The organism is Idiomarina sp. 017G (assembly GCF_004362265.1).
GTDB classification, from domain to species: Bacteria; Pseudomonadota; Gammaproteobacteria; order Enterobacterales; family Alteromonadaceae; genus Idiomarina; species Idiomarina loihiensis.
In genome coordinates this window covers 451,550-473,754 of sequence record NZ_SNWT01000001.1, presented here as the reverse complement: position 1 = coordinate 473,754, position 22,205 = coordinate 451,550, and the positions used below count along the sequence as shown (strand labels likewise).

20 protein-coding genes are annotated in these 22,205 nt (G+C 47.2%); 10 read left to right on the top strand and 10 right to left on the bottom strand.

Going from position 1 to position 22,205, the window contains the following annotated elements:
* The first annotated feature begins 38 nt into the window (after positions 1 to 38).
* The 8 genes from pspF to ggt all read left to right on the top strand — a co-directional run bounded on the left by pspF (position 39) and on the right by ggt (position 9,810).
* Positions 39 to 1,115 carry a phage shock protein operon transcriptional activator gene (gene pspF, locus DEU30_RS02335; protein WP_114981388.1) on the top strand — a complete coding sequence of 359 codons (1,077 nt, stop codon included), beginning with the start codon at positions 39 to 41 and terminating at the stop codon, positions 1,113 to 1,115.
* Complete coding sequence (locus DEU30_RS02330; protein WP_034820659.1) at positions 1,108 to 2,733, top strand: ABC transporter substrate-binding protein; 1,626 nt, start codon at positions 1,108 to 1,110, stop codon at positions 2,731 to 2,733. The genes pspF and DEU30_RS02330 overlap by 8 nt, the downstream gene beginning before the upstream one ends.
* On the top strand, positions 2,730 to 3,758 hold the full coding sequence (locus DEU30_RS02325; RefSeq protein ID WP_034820656.1) for an ABC transporter permease: 1,029 nt from the start codon (positions 2,730 to 2,732) through the stop codon (positions 3,756 to 3,758). Before DEU30_RS02330 ends, DEU30_RS02325 begins: the two co-directional genes overlap by 4 nt.
* Positions 3,745 to 4,638: an ABC transporter permease subunit gene (locus DEU30_RS02320; protein ID WP_034820655.1), complete on the top strand. Its 894-nt coding sequence runs from the start codon at positions 3,745 to 3,747 to the stop codon at positions 4,636 to 4,638. Before DEU30_RS02325 ends, DEU30_RS02320 begins: the two co-directional genes overlap by 14 nt.
* The gene (locus DEU30_RS02315; protein WP_011233988.1) at positions 4,638 to 5,630 is read left to right on the top strand and encodes an oligopeptide/dipeptide ABC transporter ATP-binding protein; all 993 of its coding nucleotides are present in this window, start codon (positions 4,638 to 4,640) and stop codon (positions 5,628 to 5,630) included. Before DEU30_RS02320 ends, DEU30_RS02315 begins: the two co-directional genes overlap by 1 nt.
* The gene (locus DEU30_RS02310) at positions 5,627 to 6,439 is read left to right on the top strand and encodes an ATP-binding cassette domain-containing protein (protein WP_114981389.1); all 813 of its coding nucleotides are present in this window, start codon (positions 5,627 to 5,629) and stop codon (positions 6,437 to 6,439) included. Before DEU30_RS02315 ends, DEU30_RS02310 begins: the two co-directional genes overlap by 4 nt.
* Before the next feature lie 23 nt (positions 6,440 to 6,462).
* Positions 6,463 to 7,995: a sodium/proline symporter PutP gene (gene putP / locus DEU30_RS02305; RefSeq protein WP_114981390.1), complete on the top strand. Its 1,533-nt coding sequence runs from the start codon at positions 6,463 to 6,465 to the stop codon at positions 7,993 to 7,995.
* A gap of 105 nt (positions 7,996 to 8,100) precedes the next feature.
* Positions 8,101 to 9,810 carry a gamma-glutamyltransferase gene (ggt, locus tag DEU30_RS02300; RefSeq protein WP_114981391.1) on the top strand — a complete coding sequence of 570 codons (1,710 nt, stop codon included), beginning with the start codon at positions 8,101 to 8,103 and terminating at the stop codon, positions 9,808 to 9,810.
* A gap of 67 nt (positions 9,811 to 9,877) precedes the next feature.
* Here ggt and rssA read toward each other — a convergent pair whose 3' ends face one another.
* Positions 9,878 to 10,855 (bottom strand): patatin-like phospholipase RssA, encoded by a 978-nt coding sequence (gene rssA / locus DEU30_RS02295; RefSeq protein ID WP_114981392.1) that lies wholly within the window; start codon positions 10,853 to 10,855, stop codon positions 9,878 to 9,880.
* Between the two features lie 80 nt (positions 10,856 to 10,935).
* Here rssA and DEU30_RS02290 point away from each other — a divergent pair, with 80 nt between their 5' ends.
* On the top strand, positions 10,936 to 12,258 hold the full coding sequence (locus tag DEU30_RS02290) for an anti-phage deoxyguanosine triphosphatase (RefSeq protein ID WP_114981393.1): 1,323 nt from the start codon (positions 10,936 to 10,938) through the stop codon (positions 12,256 to 12,258).
* A gap of 62 nt (positions 12,259 to 12,320) precedes the next feature.
* On the opposite strand, the gene recA is transcribed toward DEU30_RS02290, so the two are convergent.
* On the bottom strand, positions 12,321 to 13,439 hold the full coding sequence (recA, locus tag DEU30_RS02285; RefSeq protein ID WP_011233994.1) for a recombinase RecA: 1,119 nt from the start codon (positions 13,437 to 13,439) through the stop codon (positions 12,321 to 12,323).
* A gap of 99 nt (positions 13,440 to 13,538) precedes the next feature.
* Complete coding sequence (locus DEU30_RS02280; protein WP_114981394.1) at positions 13,539 to 14,045, bottom strand: CinA family protein; 507 nt, start codon at positions 14,043 to 14,045, stop codon at positions 13,539 to 13,541.
* 30 nt (positions 14,046 to 14,075) lie between these two features.
* On the opposite strand from DEU30_RS02280, the gene mutS reads away from it, so the two are divergent.
* The gene (gene mutS / locus DEU30_RS02275; protein WP_181813901.1) at positions 14,076 to 16,691 is read left to right on the top strand and encodes a DNA mismatch repair protein MutS; all 2,616 of its coding nucleotides are present in this window, start codon (positions 14,076 to 14,078) and stop codon (positions 16,689 to 16,691) included.
* A 39-nt stretch (positions 16,692 to 16,730) separates the two neighbouring features.
* Here mutS and rpoS read toward each other — a convergent pair whose 3' ends face one another.
* The 7 genes from rpoS to ispF all read right to left on the bottom strand — a co-directional run bounded on the left by rpoS (position 16,731) and on the right by ispF (position 22,198).
* Positions 16,731 to 17,699 (bottom strand): RNA polymerase sigma factor RpoS, encoded by a 969-nt coding sequence (rpoS, locus tag DEU30_RS02270; RefSeq protein ID WP_114981395.1) that lies wholly within the window; start codon positions 17,697 to 17,699, stop codon positions 16,731 to 16,733.
* A 78-nt stretch (positions 17,700 to 17,777) separates the two neighbouring features.
* Positions 17,778 to 18,695, bottom strand: coding sequence for a peptidoglycan DD-metalloendopeptidase family protein (locus tag DEU30_RS02265; protein ID WP_114981396.1), 918 nt, complete (start codon positions 18,693 to 18,695; stop codon positions 17,778 to 17,780).
* Positions 18,696 to 19,280, bottom strand: a complete 585-nt coding sequence (locus tag DEU30_RS02260; RefSeq protein ID WP_114981397.1) for a YqaA family protein — start codon at positions 19,278 to 19,280, stop codon at positions 18,696 to 18,698.
* Positions 19,277 to 19,921 (bottom strand): protein-L-isoaspartate(D-aspartate) O-methyltransferase, encoded by a 645-nt coding sequence (locus tag DEU30_RS02255; protein WP_114981398.1) that lies wholly within the window; start codon positions 19,919 to 19,921, stop codon positions 19,277 to 19,279. Before DEU30_RS02255 ends, DEU30_RS02260 begins: the two co-directional genes overlap by 4 nt.
* Positions 19,918 to 20,670: a 5'/3'-nucleotidase SurE gene (surE, locus tag DEU30_RS02250; RefSeq protein WP_011234001.1), complete on the bottom strand. Its 753-nt coding sequence runs from the start codon at positions 20,668 to 20,670 to the stop codon at positions 19,918 to 19,920. The genes DEU30_RS02255 and surE overlap by 4 nt, the downstream gene beginning before the upstream one ends.
* Positions 20,667 to 21,719, bottom strand: coding sequence for a tRNA pseudouridine(13) synthase TruD (locus DEU30_RS02245; RefSeq protein ID WP_114981399.1), 1,053 nt, complete (start codon positions 21,717 to 21,719; stop codon positions 20,667 to 20,669). The genes surE and DEU30_RS02245 overlap by 4 nt, the downstream gene beginning before the upstream one ends.
* Positions 21,719 to 22,198 (bottom strand): 2-C-methyl-D-erythritol 2,4-cyclodiphosphate synthase, encoded by a 480-nt coding sequence (gene ispF / locus DEU30_RS02240; protein WP_114981400.1) that lies wholly within the window; start codon positions 22,196 to 22,198, stop codon positions 21,719 to 21,721. The genes DEU30_RS02245 and ispF overlap by 1 nt, the downstream gene beginning before the upstream one ends.
* Positions 22,199 to 22,205: the final 7 nt, after the last annotated feature.

Below are 22,205 nucleotides of genomic sequence, written 5' to 3'. Positions count from 1 at the left end.
ATAATTAGCAAAAATAACTATAATATAAGGCATTCGACATGCGCCCTGAGCGAAAACCCGACAACCTCATCGGACAATCCAACAGCTTTTCCGATGTGCTGGAACAAGTGTCGCAGATTGCTCCCCTCGATAAGCCCGTATTAATTATTGGTGAACGTGGTACAGGTAAAGAGCTTATTGCGGCGCGTTGTCATTATCTTTCCAGACGCTGGCAACAGCAATACGTTACCCTCAACTGTGCCGCACTTAATGAAAACTTACTCGACAGTGAACTCTTTGGACATGAAGCCGGCGCTTTTACCGGCGCGGCAAAAAAGCACGAAGGTCGTTTTGAACGCGCTGACAGTGGTTCGTTATTTCTTGATGAATTAGCCAATACGTCCTTGCGGGTTCAGGAAAAGCTGCTGCGGGTTATTGAGTACGGAGAATTTGAACGAGTGGGTGGCCGCCATTCGGTTAAAGTCGATACTCGCCTCATTGCCGCTACCAATGAAGACCTCCCGTCATTGGCTGCCAAGGGCAAGTTTCGTTCCGATCTGCTGGATCGCCTGGCATTTGATGTTATTACCCTGCCACCGCTACGTGAACGCCGCGACGATATCATGTTACTTGCTGAGCACTTTGCTATTTCTATGGCACGCGAAATGGAACTGGAGTTATTCAGTGGTTTTTCCGAGAAAGCCCGTAAAACCTTGCTTGAATATCATTGGCCCGGTAACGTACGCGAGCTTAAAAACACAGTAGAGCGAAGCTTATATCGGCTGGGAAATGGTCATGTCCCTATTCATGACATTATTATTGACCCATTTAACAGTCCGTTCCGGCCAAAAACTCCGGTTACGGAAAAAACAGTTGCGCAAGAGCCATTGGCCAATGAACAAAGCAATACTGAAAGTAATGAAATAATTGATATGCCGAAACTCAACGCCGATCAACCAATAGACTTTAAGCAAAAGTCGCAAGAGTATGAAATTGATGTCTTGTCGCAAGCCTTGCGTTTATGTCAGTTTAACCAAAAGAAAACAGCTAATTTTCTTGGACTGACTTATCATCAGTTACGAGGCTACTTAAAAAAGTATCAGTTATTGGAAGGGGCTTCTGCAGCTAATGATTAAAGCGTACGCCAATGTGCTTGTTATTGCAGCAGTGTTTCTCTCAGGCTGTCAGTCTGAGGAGCCAGAGCCTGCTCCCCTGGCCAACGGTATTATTTACTGTTCAGAAGGCAACCCCGCTTCTTTTAATCCACAGCTTGTTACTTCGGGCACTACCGTTGATGCAACTGCAGCTCAACTCTACGACCGGTTAATTGATTACGATGCTGAGCAACAAAAATTTGTACCTGCACTTGCGAAGCGCTGGGAAACTCTGGATAACGGCACTCGTTATCGGTTTCATTTGCGCGAAGGCGTAAAGTTTCATACCACCAACTACTTTCAGCCCAGCCGCGAACTAACCGCTGAAGACGTTCAATTCAGCTTTAACCGGTGGCTGGATGAGACCAGTCTTTATCATCAGGTCGGAGGGAGCTATCCCTTTTTCAGAGCCACAGGGCTGGATCAACTAATAAATAAAGTTGTCAAAATTGACAAAATGACGGTCGATATTGTGCTGAATAATGCCGACAGTTCCTTTTTAGCGAACCTTGCAACAGACTTCGCCATTATTTTATCCGCTGAGTACGCCCAACAACTTTTGATTGACGACCGGCCCGGGCAAATTGATGCTTTACCCATAGGAACCGGCCCCTATCGTTTCGAGAGTTATCGCAAAGACGTGTTAATACGTTACTCCCGACATCCTGGGTATTGGCGGGAAGGCCCGGGAATTGAACATCTGGTGTATTCTATTACTCCGAACGCGAACAAGCGTATGCTTAAATTGGTCACCGGCGAATGTGACATTATTCCTTATCCGCTAGTGAGTGAGTTGCAGGCGCTCAACAGGGAACAGTTAATCGTCACCGATGAAGTAAGTCCAAACGTCTCTTTCTGGGCATTTAATACTGAGAAAGCACCTTTTGATGACCCCAGGGTTCGTCAGGCTCTGAGCCACGCCATTAACCGCGAAGCAATTATTCAGACCATATATTACGGTAATGCTGAGCTCGCACAATCAATACTACCGCCAACATCCTGGGCTTATGATGACCGTGGCATTCAGTATCAGTATGACCCGGAAAAAGCCAAACGTTTATTGGAAGAAGCCGGTCATTCAAATTTGAATATTAACATCTGGGCTATGCCGGTACAGCGCGTCTACAACCCTAACGCCCGCAGAATGGCGGAACTGATGCAGTCAGACTTAGCTCAAATTGGCGTTTCTGCTAGCATTGTTTCTTATGAGTGGAACACCTTTCGCCGACGCCTTTCTCGTGGTGAACACGATACCGTGCTCATTGGTTGGTATGCCGACAATGCTGACCCTGACAACTTTTTCAGACCACTGTTGAGCTGTGCTGCCGTAGCTACCGGTGGCAACCGGGCTAACTGGTGCCACCCGGGTTTTGACCAGTTGCTTTACAGCGCCATAGCAACCACGGTTCCGGAAGAGCGTAAAGCTCTGTATCAGTCAGCTCAGCACTTACTGAATCAGCAGCAACCTTTATTACCTATTGCCCACTCAAAACGCTTTCAGGCACAGCAGAAAAACATCAGCGGCGTAGAACTTCCCCCTTATGGCGGTATTAACTTTCGCCTGGCCACCAAAGATACCGCGGAGGAAGAGTCACAATGACCCGCTATCTTATAGGCCGTTTAAGCGTTTTTATTATTGCTGTGTTTTTACTAACGGTGTTTAGTTTTAGCCTCAATTACTTGTTTCCGGGCGACCCAATAACCAATATGAGCGGCATCCGGTCGTTCCAGAGCAGTTATCCACTCATGGTTGAACTGCGTGGCGGTGACCAGAACCTGGCCATTCAATACATGCGTTACCTGCAACACTTGTTTGCCGGCGACTGGGGGCTATCGCTGAGTAATGGTACACCGGTATTTGCCGATGGTATTCAACACTTTATGGCCTCAATGGAGCTCATTCTTCTGGCCTTACTGGTTGCCATTATTTTTGGTTTACCATTAGGTGTATTTGCTGCCTCCCGCTTTCGTCAGCGCTCCGATCAGACGGTAATAAGTCTGGCTATGGTTGGTTACTCTATCCCGGTTTTCTGGTTAGCTCAGTTACTGATACTACTGTTTGCCATAAAACTCGGTTGGTTCCCTATTACCGGCCAGATAAACCCTTTATATGGTGTCGAACCACAAACCGGTTCAATTCTCATCGATGTATTTTTAAGTGACTCGGAATATAAAGCCGCGGCGCTTCAGGACGCTTTAAATCATATTGTTCTGCCGGTGATCATACTGGCTATCATGCCAATGATGCTGTTACTGCGCTTAATGCGAAATGCAACCCAGGAAATGCTGCAAAAACCTTTCGTAAAAGCGGCTCGTGCCCGCGGGTTAAGTGAATTTAGAGTACTGGTAAAACACGCTATTCCTAATGCCGTGCAATCGGTACTGCAACAGACCACCCTAATTTTCAGTTTACTGTTAACCAACAGCATTGTGGTTGAATCCATTTTTAACTGGCCGGGAATGGGCAATTGGCTTATCCGCAGTATTTTTGAACGTGACTACCCTATTATTCAGGCCGCTGTATTAATGTTCGCTTTCGTTATTTTGTTCTTTAACTTACTGGTCGAGCTATATCATGGCTGGCGATTCCCAATAGTGAGGCACGAACAATATGCCACACGTTAATCTTTACCATCACGATGAAACCCCGTCGCCACTCAAGCTAGTCTGGAAGAGCTTCCGCTCAAGGTTTCTCTCCATGGCCGCCTTGTATGTTCTGCTGGCAATGATATTGGTTGTGTTGCTGTCCCCCTTGCTCGCACCCTTTAATACGTCAGCCCAGTTCTCTGATGCCATTGCACTTCCCCCTTCATGGGTCGAAAGCGGCAATATGAATTATTTGTTTGGCACCGACGATTTAGGTCGGGACATGCTATCGCGGCTATTAATTGGTGGACTATACAGTCTGGGACTCCCCATACTTATGGTTGCTGTATCCTCACTAATTGGCATGAGCATAGGGGCTCTTGCCGGTATCGACCGAACTATAAAATACCAAAGCTTATCGCGACTTTTTGATACTTTGCTGTCCATTCCTTCCTTCTTGATGGCGCTTATCATCATTGCGATTCTCGGTACCGGTTTTAATAACGTAGCCTTTGCTATAACGCTTTCGTTAATTCCACAGTTTATCTTCGTTACCCGTAATGCGGTGCACGAAGAATGGCATAAGGACTATGTTACCGCCTCGAGACTCAATGGTTGCTCCAAAGCCTACTTGCTTTACCGGGTGATATTACCTAACGTGACCCCCACATTGGTCATGCAGCTTACGGTATCGCTTTCCGTTGCTATTATGGATATTGCGGCTCTTAGCTTTCTTGGGCTGGGTATTCAGGCACCAACTCCCGAATGGGGCAGCATGCTGGCACGCAGTCTGGACGAGGTTTATTTATCGCCCTGGTCCATGGTGCTGCCGGGCGTAACCTTGTTTATTACCATTATGGCCATTAACATTGTCGGAGACAGCCTGCGCCGTGCATTAAAAGAAAGGGTTAACAGCTAATGCAGTTACTCGATATACGCAATCTGACAGTAGAGATGCAAACAGCGCACGGCATCGTTCGAGTATTGGATAAAGTCAATCTGCAGCTTACCGAGGGAGAAATTCACAGTATTGTGGGCGAATCCGGGTCGGGGAAAAGCTTGCTGGCAAAAGCCATTATGGGTTTTATCAACCCTAACTGGCAAGTTACCGCCGACAGACTTTGGTGGAACGGACAGGATTTACTGGCAATGACGCCAAAGCAGCGCCGGCAAATTACCGGCCGCGATATGGCTATGATTTTTCAGGACCCTAATGCCTACCTCGATCCTAACAGCACAGTAGAGCAACAAATTGTGGAAGCTATTCCACAAGGGGATGTTCGGGGTACATTCATGCGTCGCCGGGTTGATCGTAAAACCCGGGTCAAAAGACTGCTTCACCGAGTGGGCATTCGCGACCACGAATCTATAATGGAAAGCTACCCTTTTGAATTGTCTCAGGGCATAGCGCAAAAAGTGAGTATTGCTATAGCCATTGCTCACCGTCCCAGACTCCTTATTGCCGACGAACCCACCACCGCGATGGAACCTTCAACCCGTTTACAGATCCATCGTTTGCTGGCACGACTGGCGGTTAGCCAAAAAATGTCCGTGGTGCTAATTTCTCAGGATGTCGGCTCCATTTTGCCTGAGACCAAACGCTTAACCTTGCTTTATTGTGGGCAGCTAATGGAGACCGGTCCTGCTCAGGACATTTTGTCGGAACCGGCGCACCCTTATACCGACTCGATGCTTCGCATGTCATTGCAAACGCAGCAGGAGTTGCCTCACAAAGCGCGTTTACCGACCCTACCCGGTTCTATACCAACCTTGCGGCATATGCCAATTGGGTGTCGTCTGGGTCCCCGGTGCCCTTACGCTCAAAAGACCTGCGTTAAAGCCCCACGGGCCACTCACGACCGGCAACGTGTGTATCATTGCCATTTCCCGCTACTGGATAGCAGCTCATGAGTCACTTACTGGAAGTTCGAAATCTCGGCAAGACTTATCGCTCCCGAAAAGGCTGGCCATGGACTCCTAAGTCGATAGCGATAGAGCCTTTATCTTTCACCCTTGAAGCTGGCGAAATACTGGCAGTAATGGGCGAGACCGGATCGGGAAAATCGACCCTGGCACAAATTATTGGTGGTGTAGACACCGCAACCAGTGGCGAAATTCTGCTTAATGGCCAGAAGCTTCATAGCAATAACTACCCTCAGCTATGTAACAACATTCGTATGATATTTCAGGACAGTGAAAACTCTCTGAATGCGCATCTGAATATAGGTAAACAGCTGGAAGAGCCTCTGTTATTTAATACCCAGTTAACGGCTGCCGAACGTCAGGAGCGGGTCAATTTAACCTTGCAACGCGTTGGTATGCTACGTGAACACTGGGAATTCTACCCTCACATGCTGTCCAGCGGACAAAAACAAAGAGTCTGTATTGCGCGTGCCATTATTCTGGAACCGCAGATTGTTGTCGCCGACGAAGCCCTGGTTGCACTTGACCCATCAATTAGAGCTCAAATCATTAATCTTATGCTCGATCTTCAGAAAGATATGGGTATTTCTTACATTTTAGTGACACATTCGCCGCAAATCGTGAAACACATTGCGGATAAGATCTTAATTTTATATCGTGGTAAAATGATCGCGTTTGATAAAACAGACATAGTACTAGAGGACACGCAGCAAACTTACGTTCAACAATTGCTGCACGAACATTTAAAACAGAACATTCAATATAACAGCGACAGAAGCGCTAAGATCGCTGACTAAAAACTAAAAAACGGGAGTTTAATGTGGAAACAGGTACTCTGATATCACTAGCGCTGTACTTTATTGTCATGCTAGGTATTGGGCTTTACGCCTATAAAAAGTCTACCGACTCAGTTTCAGGCTATATGCTTGGAGGACGAGGCTTAGGCCCTGCAGTTACGGCATTATCAGCAGGTGCATCCGATATGAGTGGTTGGATGTTGATGGGCTTACCCGGTGCAATTTACGTCTCTGGCGTATCTCAGTTGTGGATTGCAGTGGGTCTGGTCATTGGTGCATTCTTAAACTATGTCATTGTGGCGCCCCGCCTCAGAACCTACACCGAAGTTGCTAACGACTCAATTACGATACCAGGCTATTTTTCTAATCGTTTTAACGATAAAGGTCGACGTCTGCGTATTTTTTCCTCAGTCGTTATTATCATCTTCTTCACCTTGTACACGTCTGCCAGCTTAGTTGCGGGAGGCAAGCTGTTCGACAGCTCCTTCGGCATGGACTACACCACTGGCCTTTGGGTAACAGCCGGCGTGGTCTGCGCCTATACCTTATTTGGAGGTTTCCTAGCGGTTAGCATGACCGACTTTGTGCAAGGCTGTATTATGTTTGTCGCTTTGGTGCTGGTGCCTATCGTGGCTTTTGTCGACCTCGGTGGATACAGCAGTGTAGTTGGACAGGTTAACGACATTGATACTAACTTCCTCGACTTTTTCTACAACGTAGACAAAGGCGAAGCGATTGGCTTTCTGGGTATCGTCTCACTGCTGGCCTGGGGTCTTGGCTACTTTGGCCAACCACACATTATCGTACGCTTTATGGCAATACGTTCAGTTAGCGATGTAAAAGCAGCTCGTCGTATTGGCGTGTCGTGGATGGTGGTATCCATCATCGGCGCTATGGCAACTGGTTTTGTTGGTATCGCCTATGTGGCAACTCAGCCAATGGGAATAGCTGATGCTGAGACCATCTTTATTGAGTTCTCTCAGGTACTGTTCCACCCACTTATTGGTGGTTTCCTGCTTGCCGCTATTCTTGCCGCAATTATGAGTACAATTTCTTCTCAGTTACTGGTTAGTTCCAGTTCATTAACTGAGGACTTTTATAAAGCCTTCCTGCGTAAAGACGCAAGTGAAAGAGAGCTTGTAATGGTCGGTCGATTGTCGGTTTTAGTTGTGACTCTGGTCGCTATTTACTTGGCATACGGTGAGACAGAAACGGTACTGGCTCTGGTATCTAAAGCCTGGGCAGGATTCGGGGCAGCCTTTGGCCCAGTCGTTATTCTCAGTCTGTTCTGGAAGCGTATGAACCGTAATGGTGCACTAGCGGGTATGCTTACCGGCGCAATTACCGTTCTACTTTGGATTTTCAGTCCAATACTGTTCGGTATCGACCTTAGTGAAGAAGTCGTCTATGAAATGGTACCCGGCTTTATTCTGTCGACTCTGGCGATTATTATCTTCAGTAAGCTGACAGATGAACCGTCTCAGGAGCTTCAGGACAAATTTGTTGAAATGGAAAGTGTCATCGACGGCTACTACCATGGTGACAAAAAAGGCTAAGCTATTTACGCCTTGTAACTGATAAAAAGACCAGCCCATCGTGGCTGGTCTTTTTTGTTTTAGAAGTCCGGCCTATAGTGGTAGAAAAACAAGAAGGTAACCACTATGGCTAAATTAAATATTATTGCATCCGCGGCGCTCGCATTTTCCTGCGCGGCAACAACCTTACCCAGTAATGCCAGTGACCGTATTACCGGGCATCACTTTGCTACCCGCTCAGAAGCGATGGCACCTACGGCAATGGCCGCAACAAGCCAGCCATTAGCTACGCAAGTTGCGTTAGATATTATGCAGGAAGGCGGCAATGCAATAGATGCCGCTATTGCAGCTAACGCGGTATTAGGTCTGGTTGAGCCAACCGGAAACGGTATTGGTGGTGACCTCTACGCTATTGTCTGGGATGCTGAGGCTAAGAAACTTCATGGCCTCAATGCCTCTGGCCGTTCCCCCCAGAGCTTAACGCTCGACTATTTTAAAGAAAACGGGTACGAATCAATTCCGGCTCGCGGTGTACTTCCCTTATCCGTACCTGGGGCGGTAGATGGCTGGTTTGAGCTACACGACCGTTTTGGTGAGGCGAGCATGGAGAAAATTCTGCAACCCGCCATTCATTATGCAGAGTCTGGCTTTCCGGTGACTGAAGTTATCGCGTATTACATGAAACGCAATGCCGAGGTACTGAAAGATATTCCCGGTTTTGCCGATGTCTTTATGCGTGACGGTAGTGTTCCGGAAAAAGGCGAACGTTTTAAAAACCCCGACCTTGCCAATACATACAAAATATTGGCAAATGAGGGTCGCGACAGCTTTTACAAAGGGAAGATAGCCCGTACTATCAGCGACTTTGTCGAAAAGCACGACGGTTTTCTCTCATATGATGATTTAGCGCAACATAGCTCTACCTGGGTTGATCCCGTATCCACTAACTATCGCGGCTACGACTTATGGGAATTACCACCCAATACACAGGGCATAGCAGCACTGCAGATTCTGAATATACTTGAGCAATTTGATATCAAAACCATGGGTCACGATAGCCCCGAGTACATTCATCATTTTGTAGAGGCCAAAAAGCTGGCGTTTGAAGACCGTGCTAAATACTATTCGGATCCGGCGTTCAATGACGTACCGGTTCAGGGTCTTATCGACAAAGAGTACGGCAAAAAACGCTCGCAGCTAATTAACTCTGAACGCGCCGGACGCTCCTTTGAGCCGGGTAACCCGCCAACAGAGGGCGACACTATTTATCTGACCACTGCCGATAAAGATGGCAATATGGTGTCACTCATTCAAAGTAACTATCGCGGTATGGGTTCAGGCGTTACTCCAACCGGTTTAGGTTTCGTTCTGCAAAACCGGGGCGAGCTCTTTGCGTTAGACCCAAACCACCGTAACGTATTTGAACCAGGTAAACGCCCTTTCCACACCATTATCCCTGCTTTCGTCACTAAGGACGGTAAGCCGCTTATGAGCTACGGAGTTATGGGAGGAGCTACGCAGCCACAAATGCACGCACAAATTCTTATCAACCTCATTGATTTTGATATGAACTTGCAAGAAGCCGGTGACGCGCCGCGTATTCTGCATACAGGCTCAAGTCAGCCAACAGGATCGATAATGGAAGATGGTGGCGTTGTTAGTCTGGAAAATGGTTTCTCAAAAAACACTCGCCGTGAATTAATAAAAATGGGGCACACACTACAGGAAGCCGTGGGACCCTACGGTGGCTATCAGGCTATCTGGAAAGACCATGAACAAGATGTCTATATTGGTGCTTCTGAAAGCCGTAAGGATGGGCACGCCGCTGGTTATTAAGAATAATAGCCGTCTCGTCTCAGCGCAGGCGAGACGGCTTTATCTTTTCAACTCAGAGAAAATCTGACTAACCTCTGCGCTCACGATAAAGTTCAATTTCTTCCATAATCAAGTCACGCATTCTGGTGGTTGTATCGTAACCCAGATCAATGGCTTCCTGACCCCGATAAAACTCCATAATACCGATATGGCCAAGCTTAGGCTGCACTAAAATATCCGGCGGATCACCCGCCATACGGGCCTTAGTAATACGCTCCTGCATAATGTCTATGGAGCTTGCCATAACACTGAACATCCCCGGCGCTTTTTCACCATTATTTCTAAAGCGTTCTTTAAAACTGTCCAGATACTCTTTACTGCCTGACCAAAGGCTGTCAAAAAAGCCGTTATCATCCTCTCCGTGCTCTTCCATATCAGCTTTTTCTTTTTCAACCTGCTCGGTTTCCGTCTGAGGTGGGATGCTTCGCCCTCTGCGTTTCAACGCTTTTGAATTTAATTGCGAATTAAGATGCACAGCAATAACAAAATCTGCCCCCAAAGCTCGGCACAACGACACCGGCACTGGGTTCACCAAGCCTCCGTCTATTAGCCAGCGTCCGTCAAGAGACTTCGGTGACAACACGCCCGGCATGGCACAAGATGCTCTGGAAACATCATAAAGGTCGCCCTTACGTAACCAAATTTCGCGACCGCTGTATAAATCGGTCGCAACGGCACCATAAGTAACAGGCAAACCTTCTATATTGCGTTGACCAAATTCTTCCCGCGCGCGGTTAAAGACTTTTTCTCCACCAATAATGCCGCCATGGTTAAAACCAAAATCCAGCAAATTAAACACTTCCCAACGGTTCATGCCCTGAACCCATTGTTCTATCTCCGCCAACCGCCCGGACGCATAACCAGCCCCCACTAACGAGCCAATTGATGTACCGGCCACCATATTTATACGTACGCCCATCTCTTCCAATGCCTTAATGACACCAATGTGCGCCCATCCTCTTGCCGCTCCAGAGCCCAGAGCTAAAGCGACTTTCACTTCAGACATGTGCTGTTTCCTACTTTTCTTAATAATGTATCTATCGTACTATGATTACTCATTCGTCAACAACATCACTGAGCAGTTAGATGATTTGGACAGAACGTCAGTCAGGTACATCAGAACAGCGCCCTAACGATACCCGCACAAACTTTCAACGGGACAAAGCCCGAATTCTTCACAGTGCGGCATTCAGACGGCTGCAGGCAAAAACTCAGGTTATGTATGTTGGTATGCACGACTTCCCCCGTACACGATTGACCCATTCGCTGGAAGCCAGTCAAATTGGTGCCAGCCTGGTAGTTCATTTAAGTAACCGGCATCCGGCACTGGCTGAGCAACTGGAGCTGTCAGAGCCTTTGCTAGAGTCTTTATGTCTGGCTCACGACATAGGCCATCCGCCATTTGGCCACGGTGGCGAAATTGCTCTTAATTATATGATGCGCAATAACGGCGGGTTTGAAGGTAACGGCCAAACATTTCGTATTGTCACCCAGCTTGAAGCTTACACGCCTGAGCATGGCATGAGCTTAACCAGAAGAACTCTGTTGGGGCTGTTAAAGTACCCGGTATTAGCGAGCGCAATCCGAAGGCAAGAACTTCCCCCTGAGGTAACAAACTTTCGTCATTTGCCCACCCGCGAATGGCTACCACCAAAAGCCTTGTATGACGACGACTCAGAGCAGCTAGACTGGGTACTTCAGCCGCTAAGCACTAACGATAAGAAAAATTTTCAGGCATTAGTGCACGAAGCGACACAAAGTACCCACGGAAAAAGCGCCCTTAAAAGTATTGATGCGTCCATTATGGAAGCTGCAGACGATATCGCATACGGCGTTCACGATCTTGAGGACGCCATTGTTGTCGGCCTGATCCAGCGGCATCACTGGGAAGAACACATGTTCTCCGATTTACAGCAGCTTGAAGCAGAGCTTTCCGGCTTTAACGCCCGAAAGTTAACCGAAGATCTTTTTTCTGGCAGCCATCACCTCCGCAAGCAGGCAATAGGAGGGTTAGTTAACCGGCTGCTTACCTCAGCAAGACTGAACTCTACTGAATACAATTTTGACTGCCCTTTGCTGCAATATGAAGTTCAGTTAGGAGCTGCCGAAAAAATTCTACTGAACTCGTTAAAGCAATTTATTTTTAAATGGGTGATTCGAAAGCCTGAAATGCAGGCACAGGAGTTTAAAGGCCAACAGATTGTTATGGAACTATTTGAGGTTTTAGCCGTAGAGCCGGAACGTTTATTGCCTGAAAATACCCGTTTGCGTTATCTGCAACAGCAACAAAAAGGTGGGAATGCTCTGCGCGTAATTTCTGATTACCTTTCCGGCATGACTGACGGGTATGCCGCTAAACTTTATCAGGAGCTGTTCTCAGTCAGCTCACCCAAAAGTGCGTTTCAGTAATTTTTACTTATAAAAAAACCGGAGCAATAAGCTCCGGCTTGTTATTCCGAAAAACAAATCAGTTATGACAAACTGATATCATCTTTCTCATTACCTTTCTTTTCTGTTTTCTTGTCTGCTTTAGCTTCGCTCTTCGCATCTTCTTTCGCAGCAGCGCGCTCAGCTTCACGAATTTCTTTTGTTCTCTTTTCTGGTTTTGACAACAACAGTTCGCGAATACGACCTTCTAATTCATCGGCAATTTTAGGGTTGTCCTGCAAAAACTTCATTGAGTTAGCTTTACCCTGACCAATTTTGTCGCCGTTATAACTGTACCAGGCACCGGCTTTATCAACCATTTTGTGCTTAACACCCAGGTCAATAAGCTCACCTTCTTTAGAAATACCTTTGCCGTATAAAATTTGGAAGTGCGCTTCTTTAAACGGAGGAGCCACCTTGTTTTTAACCACTTTCACGCGGGTTTCGTTACCCACAACTTCGTCACCTTCTTTCAATGCACCGGTACGGCGAATATCCAGACGAACAGAAGAGTAAAACTTCAGGGCGTTACCACCCGTGGTGGTTTCAGGGTTACCAAACATCACACCAATTTTCATCCGAATTTGGTTGATGAAAATACACATGGTGTTGGATTTTTTAATGTTCGACGTTAATTTACGCAGGGCTTGTGACATTAAACGAGCCTGCAAGCCAACATGGCTATCGCCCATTTCGCCTTCAATTTCCGCTTTTGGTGTCAGCGCTGCTACCGAGTCAACAATCACAATATCGACTGCGCCGGAACGAACCAGCATGTCACAAATTTCTAAAGCCTGCTCACCGGTATCTGGTTGCGATATTAATAAGTCATCAACGTTAACACCTAAAGCTTCGGCATAAATAGGGTCTAACGCGTGCTCAGCATCTACGAAGGCACAGGTCTTACCCATTTTTTGCGCTTCGGCGATGACTTCCAGAGTCATGGTCGTTTTACCACTGGACTCAGGACCGTAAATTTCTACAACCCGCCCAAAAGGCAAGCCACCAATACCAAGAGCAATATCCAGCCCTAACGAACCGGTTGAAACAGAATCGATATCCAGAGTCTGGTTATCACCCAGACGCATGATAGAACCTTTACCAAATTGACGTTCGATTTGTCCGAGCGCTGCATCTAACGCCTTTTGACGATCATTGCTCATTATAAGCTCCGTTATTAATCACTGGTTTTATAAACAGTATACTGTACACATTTACAGTATCAAGCGTTGTTCTTATTTTTTCATTAAAACAAAAGTAAGTTATTGTAATTCAATTAGATTTATAAGTTTATCCAGAACTGTATCTAAGGTTTGTAAGCGCACCTGAGTGCGGTCACCTGCAAATTGTTCAGACCAGCACCAACAGCTTTCACTATTTGCTATTGCCATCCACACCAAACCCACTGGTTTATCCGCTGTGCCGCCTGCGGGGCCTGCCACACCACTCACAGCAATAGCCCAATCGGCATCACATGCCGCTATGGCTCCAACGGCCATTTGCCGAACACAGGCTTCAGAAACTGCACCATGCTTTTCCAGTACGTCAGACTCAACCAGCAGCAACTTTTGCTTAAGGGCATTAGTATAGGTGATTAATCCACCATTAAACCAAGCAGAACTTCCCGCAACTTCGGTAATAGCGTATCCTATCCCTCCTCCGGTACAAGATTCTGCGGTGCATAATGTCTGCTGCTTCTGCTGTAGACTCGAACCCACTTGTTCCGCGAGTTTAAAGGTTTGCGGCGCGATTGCCGTGGTTGCTAACATAACACTGGCTCCAGATAAGAATAATCAATTATGCCTGAATTCTCTGATAAACAGATCCAATCACATACCCCAATGATGCAGCAATACCTACGGATAAAAGCGGAGCATGCTGACATGCTTTTATTCTATCGCATGGGGGACTTTTACGAACTGTTTTTTGAAGACGCGAAACGCTCAGCCCAACTGTTAGATATCTCCCTCACAGCGCGGGGTCAGAGTAATGGTGAACCTATTCCAATGGCAGGTGTTCCCTATCACGCAGTAGAAAACTATCTGGCGCGCCTGGTCAATATGGGCGAATCCGTTGCCATCTGCGAACAAATTGGCGATCCGGCAACCAGCAAAGGTCCGGTTGAAAGAAAAGTCGTGCGTATTGTCACGCCGGGAACCGTCACTGACGAGTCGCTGTTAGCGGAAAAAAGACAAAATCTGTTAGTTGCGATTTGTCCGCTGAATCCAAAACAGCCGGAAGCGGAATACGCAATATCCAGTCTGGAGCTAAGTAGCGGCCGTTTCTGGCTAACCAAAGCTCATTCCAGTGAACAACTGGCTGCAGAAATGCAGCGTTTAGAGCCAGCCGAACTGCTATATCCCGAGTCTATTTCCTTGGCCGGACTACCTTTAGCAAAAGCGAAATGCAAACGCCGACCGGCCTGGGAGTTTGAACAACAAACCGCTTTTATGCTGCTTATTCGCCAGTTTGGCACTCAGCATTTAGAAGGCTTCGGTATCAAAAATAATGAGCCTACCCTGGCAGCCGCCGGTGCTATTCTGCATTATGTAAAAGAAACTCAACGCGCCGCCCTGCCTCACATTCAGGCGCTAATAACTGAACATCCGCAAGACGCTATTATTCTCGACGCAGCAACACGCAGAAACCTTGAGCTGCAGCAAAGCATGGGCGAAGGCGATACACACCTTTCAGCTGTACTGGACAAAACCGTTTCAGCTATGGGAAGCCGCCAGTTCCAGCGTTGGCTGCAGCGCCCTATTCGGAACCATCAGGAACTTAACCAGCGTTATGATGCTGTCGACGCATTAAAAGAAAATCTGAATTTTGAAAATATACAGCTAACATTAAAACAGTTAGCCGATATTGAACGTATTGTTGCCCGTGTAGGCTTACGAAGCGCGCGTCCGAAAGACTTTGCTCGTTTGCGCGACAGCCTGGCTAAAATACCGGAAATCAGAGAGCTTTTATCTCACCGTTCGCTGAGTTATCTGCACGACATTATTGCTCCCTTTCCAGAAGTGGTCGACTTGTTGACTAAAGCCGTTATTGAGCAGCCACCTTTATTGATTCGCGACGGCGGTGTTATTGCCGAAGGATATGATAGAGAGCTTGATGAATTGCGCGATCTTGCAACGGGTGCTACCGACTACCTGAAACAACTGGAGCAGCGTGAACGTGAGAGAAGTGGTATCGCCACATTAAAAGTTGGCTATAACAGAGTTCACGGCTACTTTATTGAGGTCAGCCGGCAGTCGTCAGAAGCGGTACCCGATGACTATCAGCGTCGCCAGACACTAAAAAATACAGAGCGCTATATTATTCCAGAGTTAAAGGAGCACGAAGACAAAGTTCTGAATGCTCAGGCGCGTTCTCTGGCCAGAGAAAAATGGCTTTACGACCAACTCTTTGAGCACTTACTGCCGCAGGTGACTGCATTGCAAAAAAGTACTTCGGGTCTGGCTCAACTCGATACCTTGTGCTGTTTTGCACGGCTGGCTGACAATTATCGTTATTGCCGCCCGCAACTGCAAAAGGAAACCAGCTTAATTGAACTAGAAGCTGCCCGTCATCCGGTTATTGAACAACTGAGCGATGAGCCTTTTATTGCTAATCCCATGTCGCTGACGCCGCAGCAGCGTATGCTGATGATAACCGGCCCTAACATGGGTGGTAAATCGACTTACATGCGACAAGCTGCGTTAATCGTTATTTTGGCGCACATGGGCTGCTACGTACCGGCTGACAAGGCAATTATTGGCGACATTGACCGTATCTTTACCCGTATTGGTGCCTCTGACGATTTAGCCTCAGGCCGTTCGACTTTTATGGTAGAAATGACAGAAACCGCGAACATTCTGCATAACGCCACGGCAAAAAGCCTGGTGCTTATGGATGAAATTGGTCGTGGCACTTCAACTTATGACGGCTTGTCACTGGCTTGGTCTTGTGCCGATTACCTGTCCCGACAACTCCAGTGCCTGACCTTATTCGCCACTCATTACTTTGAGTTAACGGAATTGGCAGAAGAGTTACCAGCCACGGTAAACGTGCACGTCGATGCGAAAGAGCATGGCGATACCATTGCTTTTTTACATAAAGTCAGCCCTGGAGCAGCCAGCCAGAGCTTTGGCTTGCAAGTGGCTAAACTGGCCGGGGTTCCGGAGCATGTCATTCATAAAGCAAAACAAAAGTTGTCCGAACTGGAGCATACTCACCATGGTGGTTTAAACGAACCCGAACAAGCCACTATGGAGCTCACTCCTCCACCTGAAGCTATCCCGTCTCATACAGAAAAACGCAACCCACTGCTTGATGAGCTGGAACAACTGGACATTAATGATCTGACTCCGAAGCAGGCGCTGGATATTCTTTACCAATGGCAACAGAAACAAAAAGGCTCAACACAAAGTTGAGCCTTTTAAAGCTTTAAATACTTTTAGTAACTGCTATTTTTACTGAGCAGTAAATAGTGAGTCTAACGTTAGGCCTTGCTGTTTTAACGAATCGCGTAATTTACGCAGAGCTTCCACTTGTATCTGCCGGACTCGCTCACGCGTAAGGCCTATTTCACGACCAACATCCTCCAGAGTCGAAGGCTCATAGCCCATCAGTCCAAAGCGGCGAGCCAGTACCTCACGTTGTTTCTGATTTAGCGACTGCAACCATTCGGTGATATTCCCTTTCAGGTTTTCATCCTGCAAGACACCTTCCGGTCCGGTATCAGCATCATCGGTGAGGATATCCAACAAGGCTTTGTCGTTATCACCGCCTATAGGCGTATCTACCGAACCAATGCGTTCATTCAGACGCAACATTTTAGTGATATCACCCACGGGCTTATTGAGGCTTTTAGCAATGTCTTCGGCGGTTGGCTCGTGATCCAGTTTATGCGCAAGTTCACGGGCAGCACGAAGATACACGTTAAGCTCTTTAACGACGTGAATCGGCAGTCTAATGGTGCGCGTCTGGTTCATAATTGCGCGCTCAATAGTTTGTCGTATCCACCAGGTAGCGTAAGTTGAGAAGCGGAACCCGCGTTCAGGGTCGAATTTTTCAACCGCCCGGATAAGGCCGAGGTTACCTTCTTCAACTAAATCTAATAAAGGCAGTCCCCGATTAGAATAGCGACGGGCAATTTTAACAACCAACCTCAGATTACTCTCAATCATACGACGGCGGGCTGCCTTGTCGCCTTTTAACGCACGACGGGAATAAAAGACTTCCTCTTCAGCAGTCAGTAACGGAGAGAAACCAATTTCTCCCAGGTATAGCTGCGTCGCGTCCATCTTCTTTTGATACTGAGTTGAAGACGATGATAACGCTTCTTCCAGCTCATCTGCTGCACTGTCCGTGCTATCTACAATAGATTCTTCTTCATTAGCTTCGACGTTTTCAACTGCTTCTTCCTTTATGCGGCTCATAACAAGCTCCTGTTATACTGAACACCGTGTTACAACACACGTCGACTTCCTTATCTTGTTATTATTATTCCCACATGACTAGCGAGATTTGGGTAAGTAATGCCTCGGATTGACCGACTTACCACGGAAACGAACTTCAAAATGCAATTTCACCCGAGAACTACCGGAGTCTCCCATACGTCCGATAGTCTCACCTACGTCCACCCATTCCTTTTCCTTCACCAGAATGTCTTCGTTGTGAGCGTAGGCAGTAATAAAATCATCGTTATGTTTCAAAATGATTAAATTACCAAACCCGTGCAATGCGCTTCCAACATAAACCACTTTTCCTGCCGCCGCAGCGTTAACTGAGTCCCCCCTGCTACCGGCAAAATCTATTCCTTTATTGCCTTGTTCACGCAACGAGAAATCGGCTATTATTTTCCCCGATGAAGGCCAACGCCAAATAATATTATTATTGCTCGGTAGCGCCACTTCAGGCCGTTCAATTCGCTGTCTCGGCTGGCTATTGCTACCCTTATCGGTTTGTTTTGCAACCGTTTTTCTTGTGCTTGTTTTTTGACCATACCCTTTCTGTTTCTTATTAGCAACGGGCGTTTTTATATTATTTTGTGCGTTATCAGAGGCTTTTTTATTCTGTTTAGCACTAGCTGTTCGCTGTGCCTTTCTGGCTGTGGTGGTACCTCGTTGTGGCACGCTTTCCAGACTCAACTTTTGTCCCGGATAAATAGTGTAAGGTTTTTGTAAATTATTGATTTGGGCAATATCCTGGACATCCAGGTTAGCCCGGAAGGCTATTGAGTAGAGTGTTTCTCCGGGCTGAACTTCATACTCTTTGTCGTTAATTGAGTTGGCTTCAAAATCGAGGTAAGTTTTTCCAGTATAAAGCTCTTCGACTGGAGCAGGTGCCGACCGGCCACTGCAGGCCTGCAGTAGAATTATGGCAAACACCAATAATACAGATTGTTTAATTGCCCCGGACGATGCCAACATCATTTATACCAACTGCGCTATTACGTATCCAATAATAACCAGTATTACCAGTGTCCAGCCGATGCGGTCAACATATTCACGAAGTTTTACGCCCATTTCAGGGCCACCAGTACGCAACAACCAGGCCACCAGATAAAAGCGCATACCGCGACTGATAGCCGATGCAATAACAAAGGGAAAAAAAGCTATCTGCATAACCCCGGCAGTTACAGTAAACAGTTTATAAGGAATGGGGGAAAAGCCTGCAATAAACACTATCCAAACGCCCCAGTCTGAGAACCAGCCCTGAACGGTGAGAAGTTTCGATTCATACCCCAGTGCCTCAACTGCCGGCAGCACTAAAGACTCATACGCCCAATAACCCAGAAAATACCCTAAAATTCCGCCTGCGACTGAGGTAACTGTGGTCAGAAACGCTAATCGCCACGCCCTTTTAGGTTGAGTCATTGCCATTGGCGCCAGCATGACATCCGGTGGAATAGGAAATATCACCGATTCTGCAAAACTCAACAGACCAAGAATAATGTCTGCTCTGGGGTGCTGAGTCCAGGATAATACTTTATCGTACAGTGCGGAGAACAACTTCAAACGACATCTCCCTTAACTAAAGGCACGAAACGCACATCACCAATACGTTGTTGCTCCAGCGAGTCACCAAAGCGACGCATAACTACCAGGCTCTGCGACTGGTTCTGCTCGCCGACCGGAATAATCATCACGCCGCCGTCGGCAAGCTGATCGACTAAATCCTGAGGTATGTCGCTGGCAGCTGCGGTAACAATAATACCGTCGAACGGCCCTTTGCTGCGCCAGCCTTTCCAGCCATCACCATGACGCATGGCAACATTATGTAAGTCCAACTGCCGCATACGTCGCTTGGCCTGATACTGCAACGTAGCAATACGCTCAACACTGAAAACCTTATCAACCAGTTGAGCCAGAACCGCCGTCTGATAACCCGACCCCGTGCCTATCTCCAGCACATTTTTACAATGATGCTGCATTAATAACTGCGTCATTGTTGCCACCATTAACGGCTGCGAAATGGTCTGCCCATTACCAATGGGTAACGCCGTATTTTCATAGGCTTTATGAGCTAATGACTCGGGCATAAACAGATGTCTTGGGGTTTCAGATATCACCCGTAAAACCTCTTTGTTGGTAATACCGAGATCCTCTAATTGTTGAATCAGTCGCTTAACCCGCGACTGCCCATTACTAATCATCATTTTTGTTGTTCTAACCAGTCTGTCAGTGTATCGGTGTGGCGTTGAGCCGTCATATCCAGGCTTAACGGTGTAATTGAGATATAACCTTCATGAATCGCGGTAAAGTCGGTATTAGGCTCATCACTTGCATGATGCCCAATGGGTCCATACCAAAAGATTTCGCTGCCAAAAGGGTCACGGTCGTGAACCATAGTCTCTGCGCGATGCCGACGTCCCAATTTAGTCACCCGGGTACCTTTTAACTTATCGTAGGTCGTGTAAGGCACATTGATATTCAGTACCGTATCAAGCCGCAGCGGATCGTTTTCCATATTTGCGACAATTTCTGCCACGACCCGCCCGGCGGTATCATAGTAGTCGTGTCCACGACCACCCATCGATACTGCAATGGCAGGCAGTCCCATAAAGCGCCCTTCCATCGCTGCCGCCACCGTGCCTGAGTACAACACATCGTCACCCATATTAGGGCTGTCATTAATACCCGACACGACTAAATCTACGTCTTCAGCCATCGGCGAGTTAGTGCCTAAATGAACACAGTCTGTGGGCGTACCATTAACAGAATAGAAACCATTATCCAGCCGACGCACCCGCAAAGGATTATGTAAGGTTAACGAATTACTGGCACCACTGCAGTTACGGTCCGGAGCTATCACTCGTACATCTGCCACTTCTTTTAAAGCCTGGTACAACGCGAGAATACCCGGCGCATGCACGCCGTCATCATTACTTAATAAAATTTTCATCATCTGGATTCACCACTTAAGTCGACAATTTCATTCAATACGGTTGTTGCATAAGCACCGGACGGAAGCGTAAAGCGAAGCTCTGCGTCCTTGCCCTGCCAACTAATTTCGGGGTTTTCTACGCGCAACAAAATAGTCCGGCGAGCCGCCTCTACGCGCAGCTTTCTGAGCGCCTGTAACCAACTATCGAACGGTTGTAATAAACTTTGTTCAAAGGCGTCGGCTTCCCCTTTCACTAAGGGTTTATTTGTGCTTCCTGCTAGAGGTGCCGTTAAGTAAATATTGTTATTTGCCAGCCGCTGTTTAAGTTCGTCGTCCCATTGCTCTACGGTAAAAACCGACTGCGAGCCTTCCAGCATGACACAATCACCAGTCAAAGTTCCTTCTATACCAAACTGACGTATTCGCTCAGCTACTATCTCGTTGAATAAATAGCTGCGCAGTGCAGACAAATAAAGGCTTCGCTTGCTGCGGCTGATACGCGGAGGGCGGCTCGCCATAAGCCAGCGCTCAGCTTGTGCAACGTTATCTCCGCTGCGGCCAAAGCGCTGTTCGCCAAAATAATTTATTACGCCCTGCTCACTCACACCTTGCCAGAGGTTTTCAAGTGCCTCGCGGGAGCTGACATTAGCTAACCTGATAACGAAGCGGTTCGCACGGTGAAACCCCGTCTTTAATTTCTTGGTTCTGCGTATTACTCGCTCAACTGACATTTCTTCATCGTTTAACTCATTCCAGTTAAGCGTTTCTTTGCCGGGTAGTTGAATGGAAAACCATTGCCAGGTCACTGCCTGGCGATCTTTTAATCCGGAATAACTGACATTTCTTTCTGATACTCCGGCAAACCGGGCTATTTTTTCTGCACAAAAATTTGTATTAGCCCCGGTTTTTCTAACCCAAAGCCACTGGTGCTCACCTTCACCGTCATCAATAACATCCAACTGCTCAATAACCTGAAAATCTTCCGGCGTTTGTTTAAATTCGGCCTGCGGTCTGTCGCCTTTATGTAAACGCGGTAAATCAGCCAAAGACACTTGTGAGGGTGCCAACATTAAAATGACTCCATCAGAACCACAGCATGACAGGCAATACCCTCTTCACGCCCCACAAAGCCTAATTTTTCTGTCGTTGTCGCTTTGACATTCACATTGTCGATGCAGGTTTTTAAACACTGGGCAATGCTGGCCCGCATATCGTCAATATGTGGTGCCATTTTCGGAGCCTGAGCTACAATGGTTACGTCAATGTTACCCGTCTTAAACTCTTTTTCCTGACATAGACTTACGGCATGACTCAGCAATTCGGCACTATCCGCCCCGGCATAGCGTTCATCGGTATCAGGAAAGTGCTGGCCAATATCACCTAACGCTAAAGCGCCTAATACCGCGTCGGTGACAGCATGCAGAACAACATCTCCGTCGGAATGAGCGACAAGTCCCTGATGATGCTCAATTTCAACACCACCTAAAATCAAAGGCTTATCAGAGCCCCAACGATGAACGTCATAACCATGACCAACACGGATTTTCATGAACGAT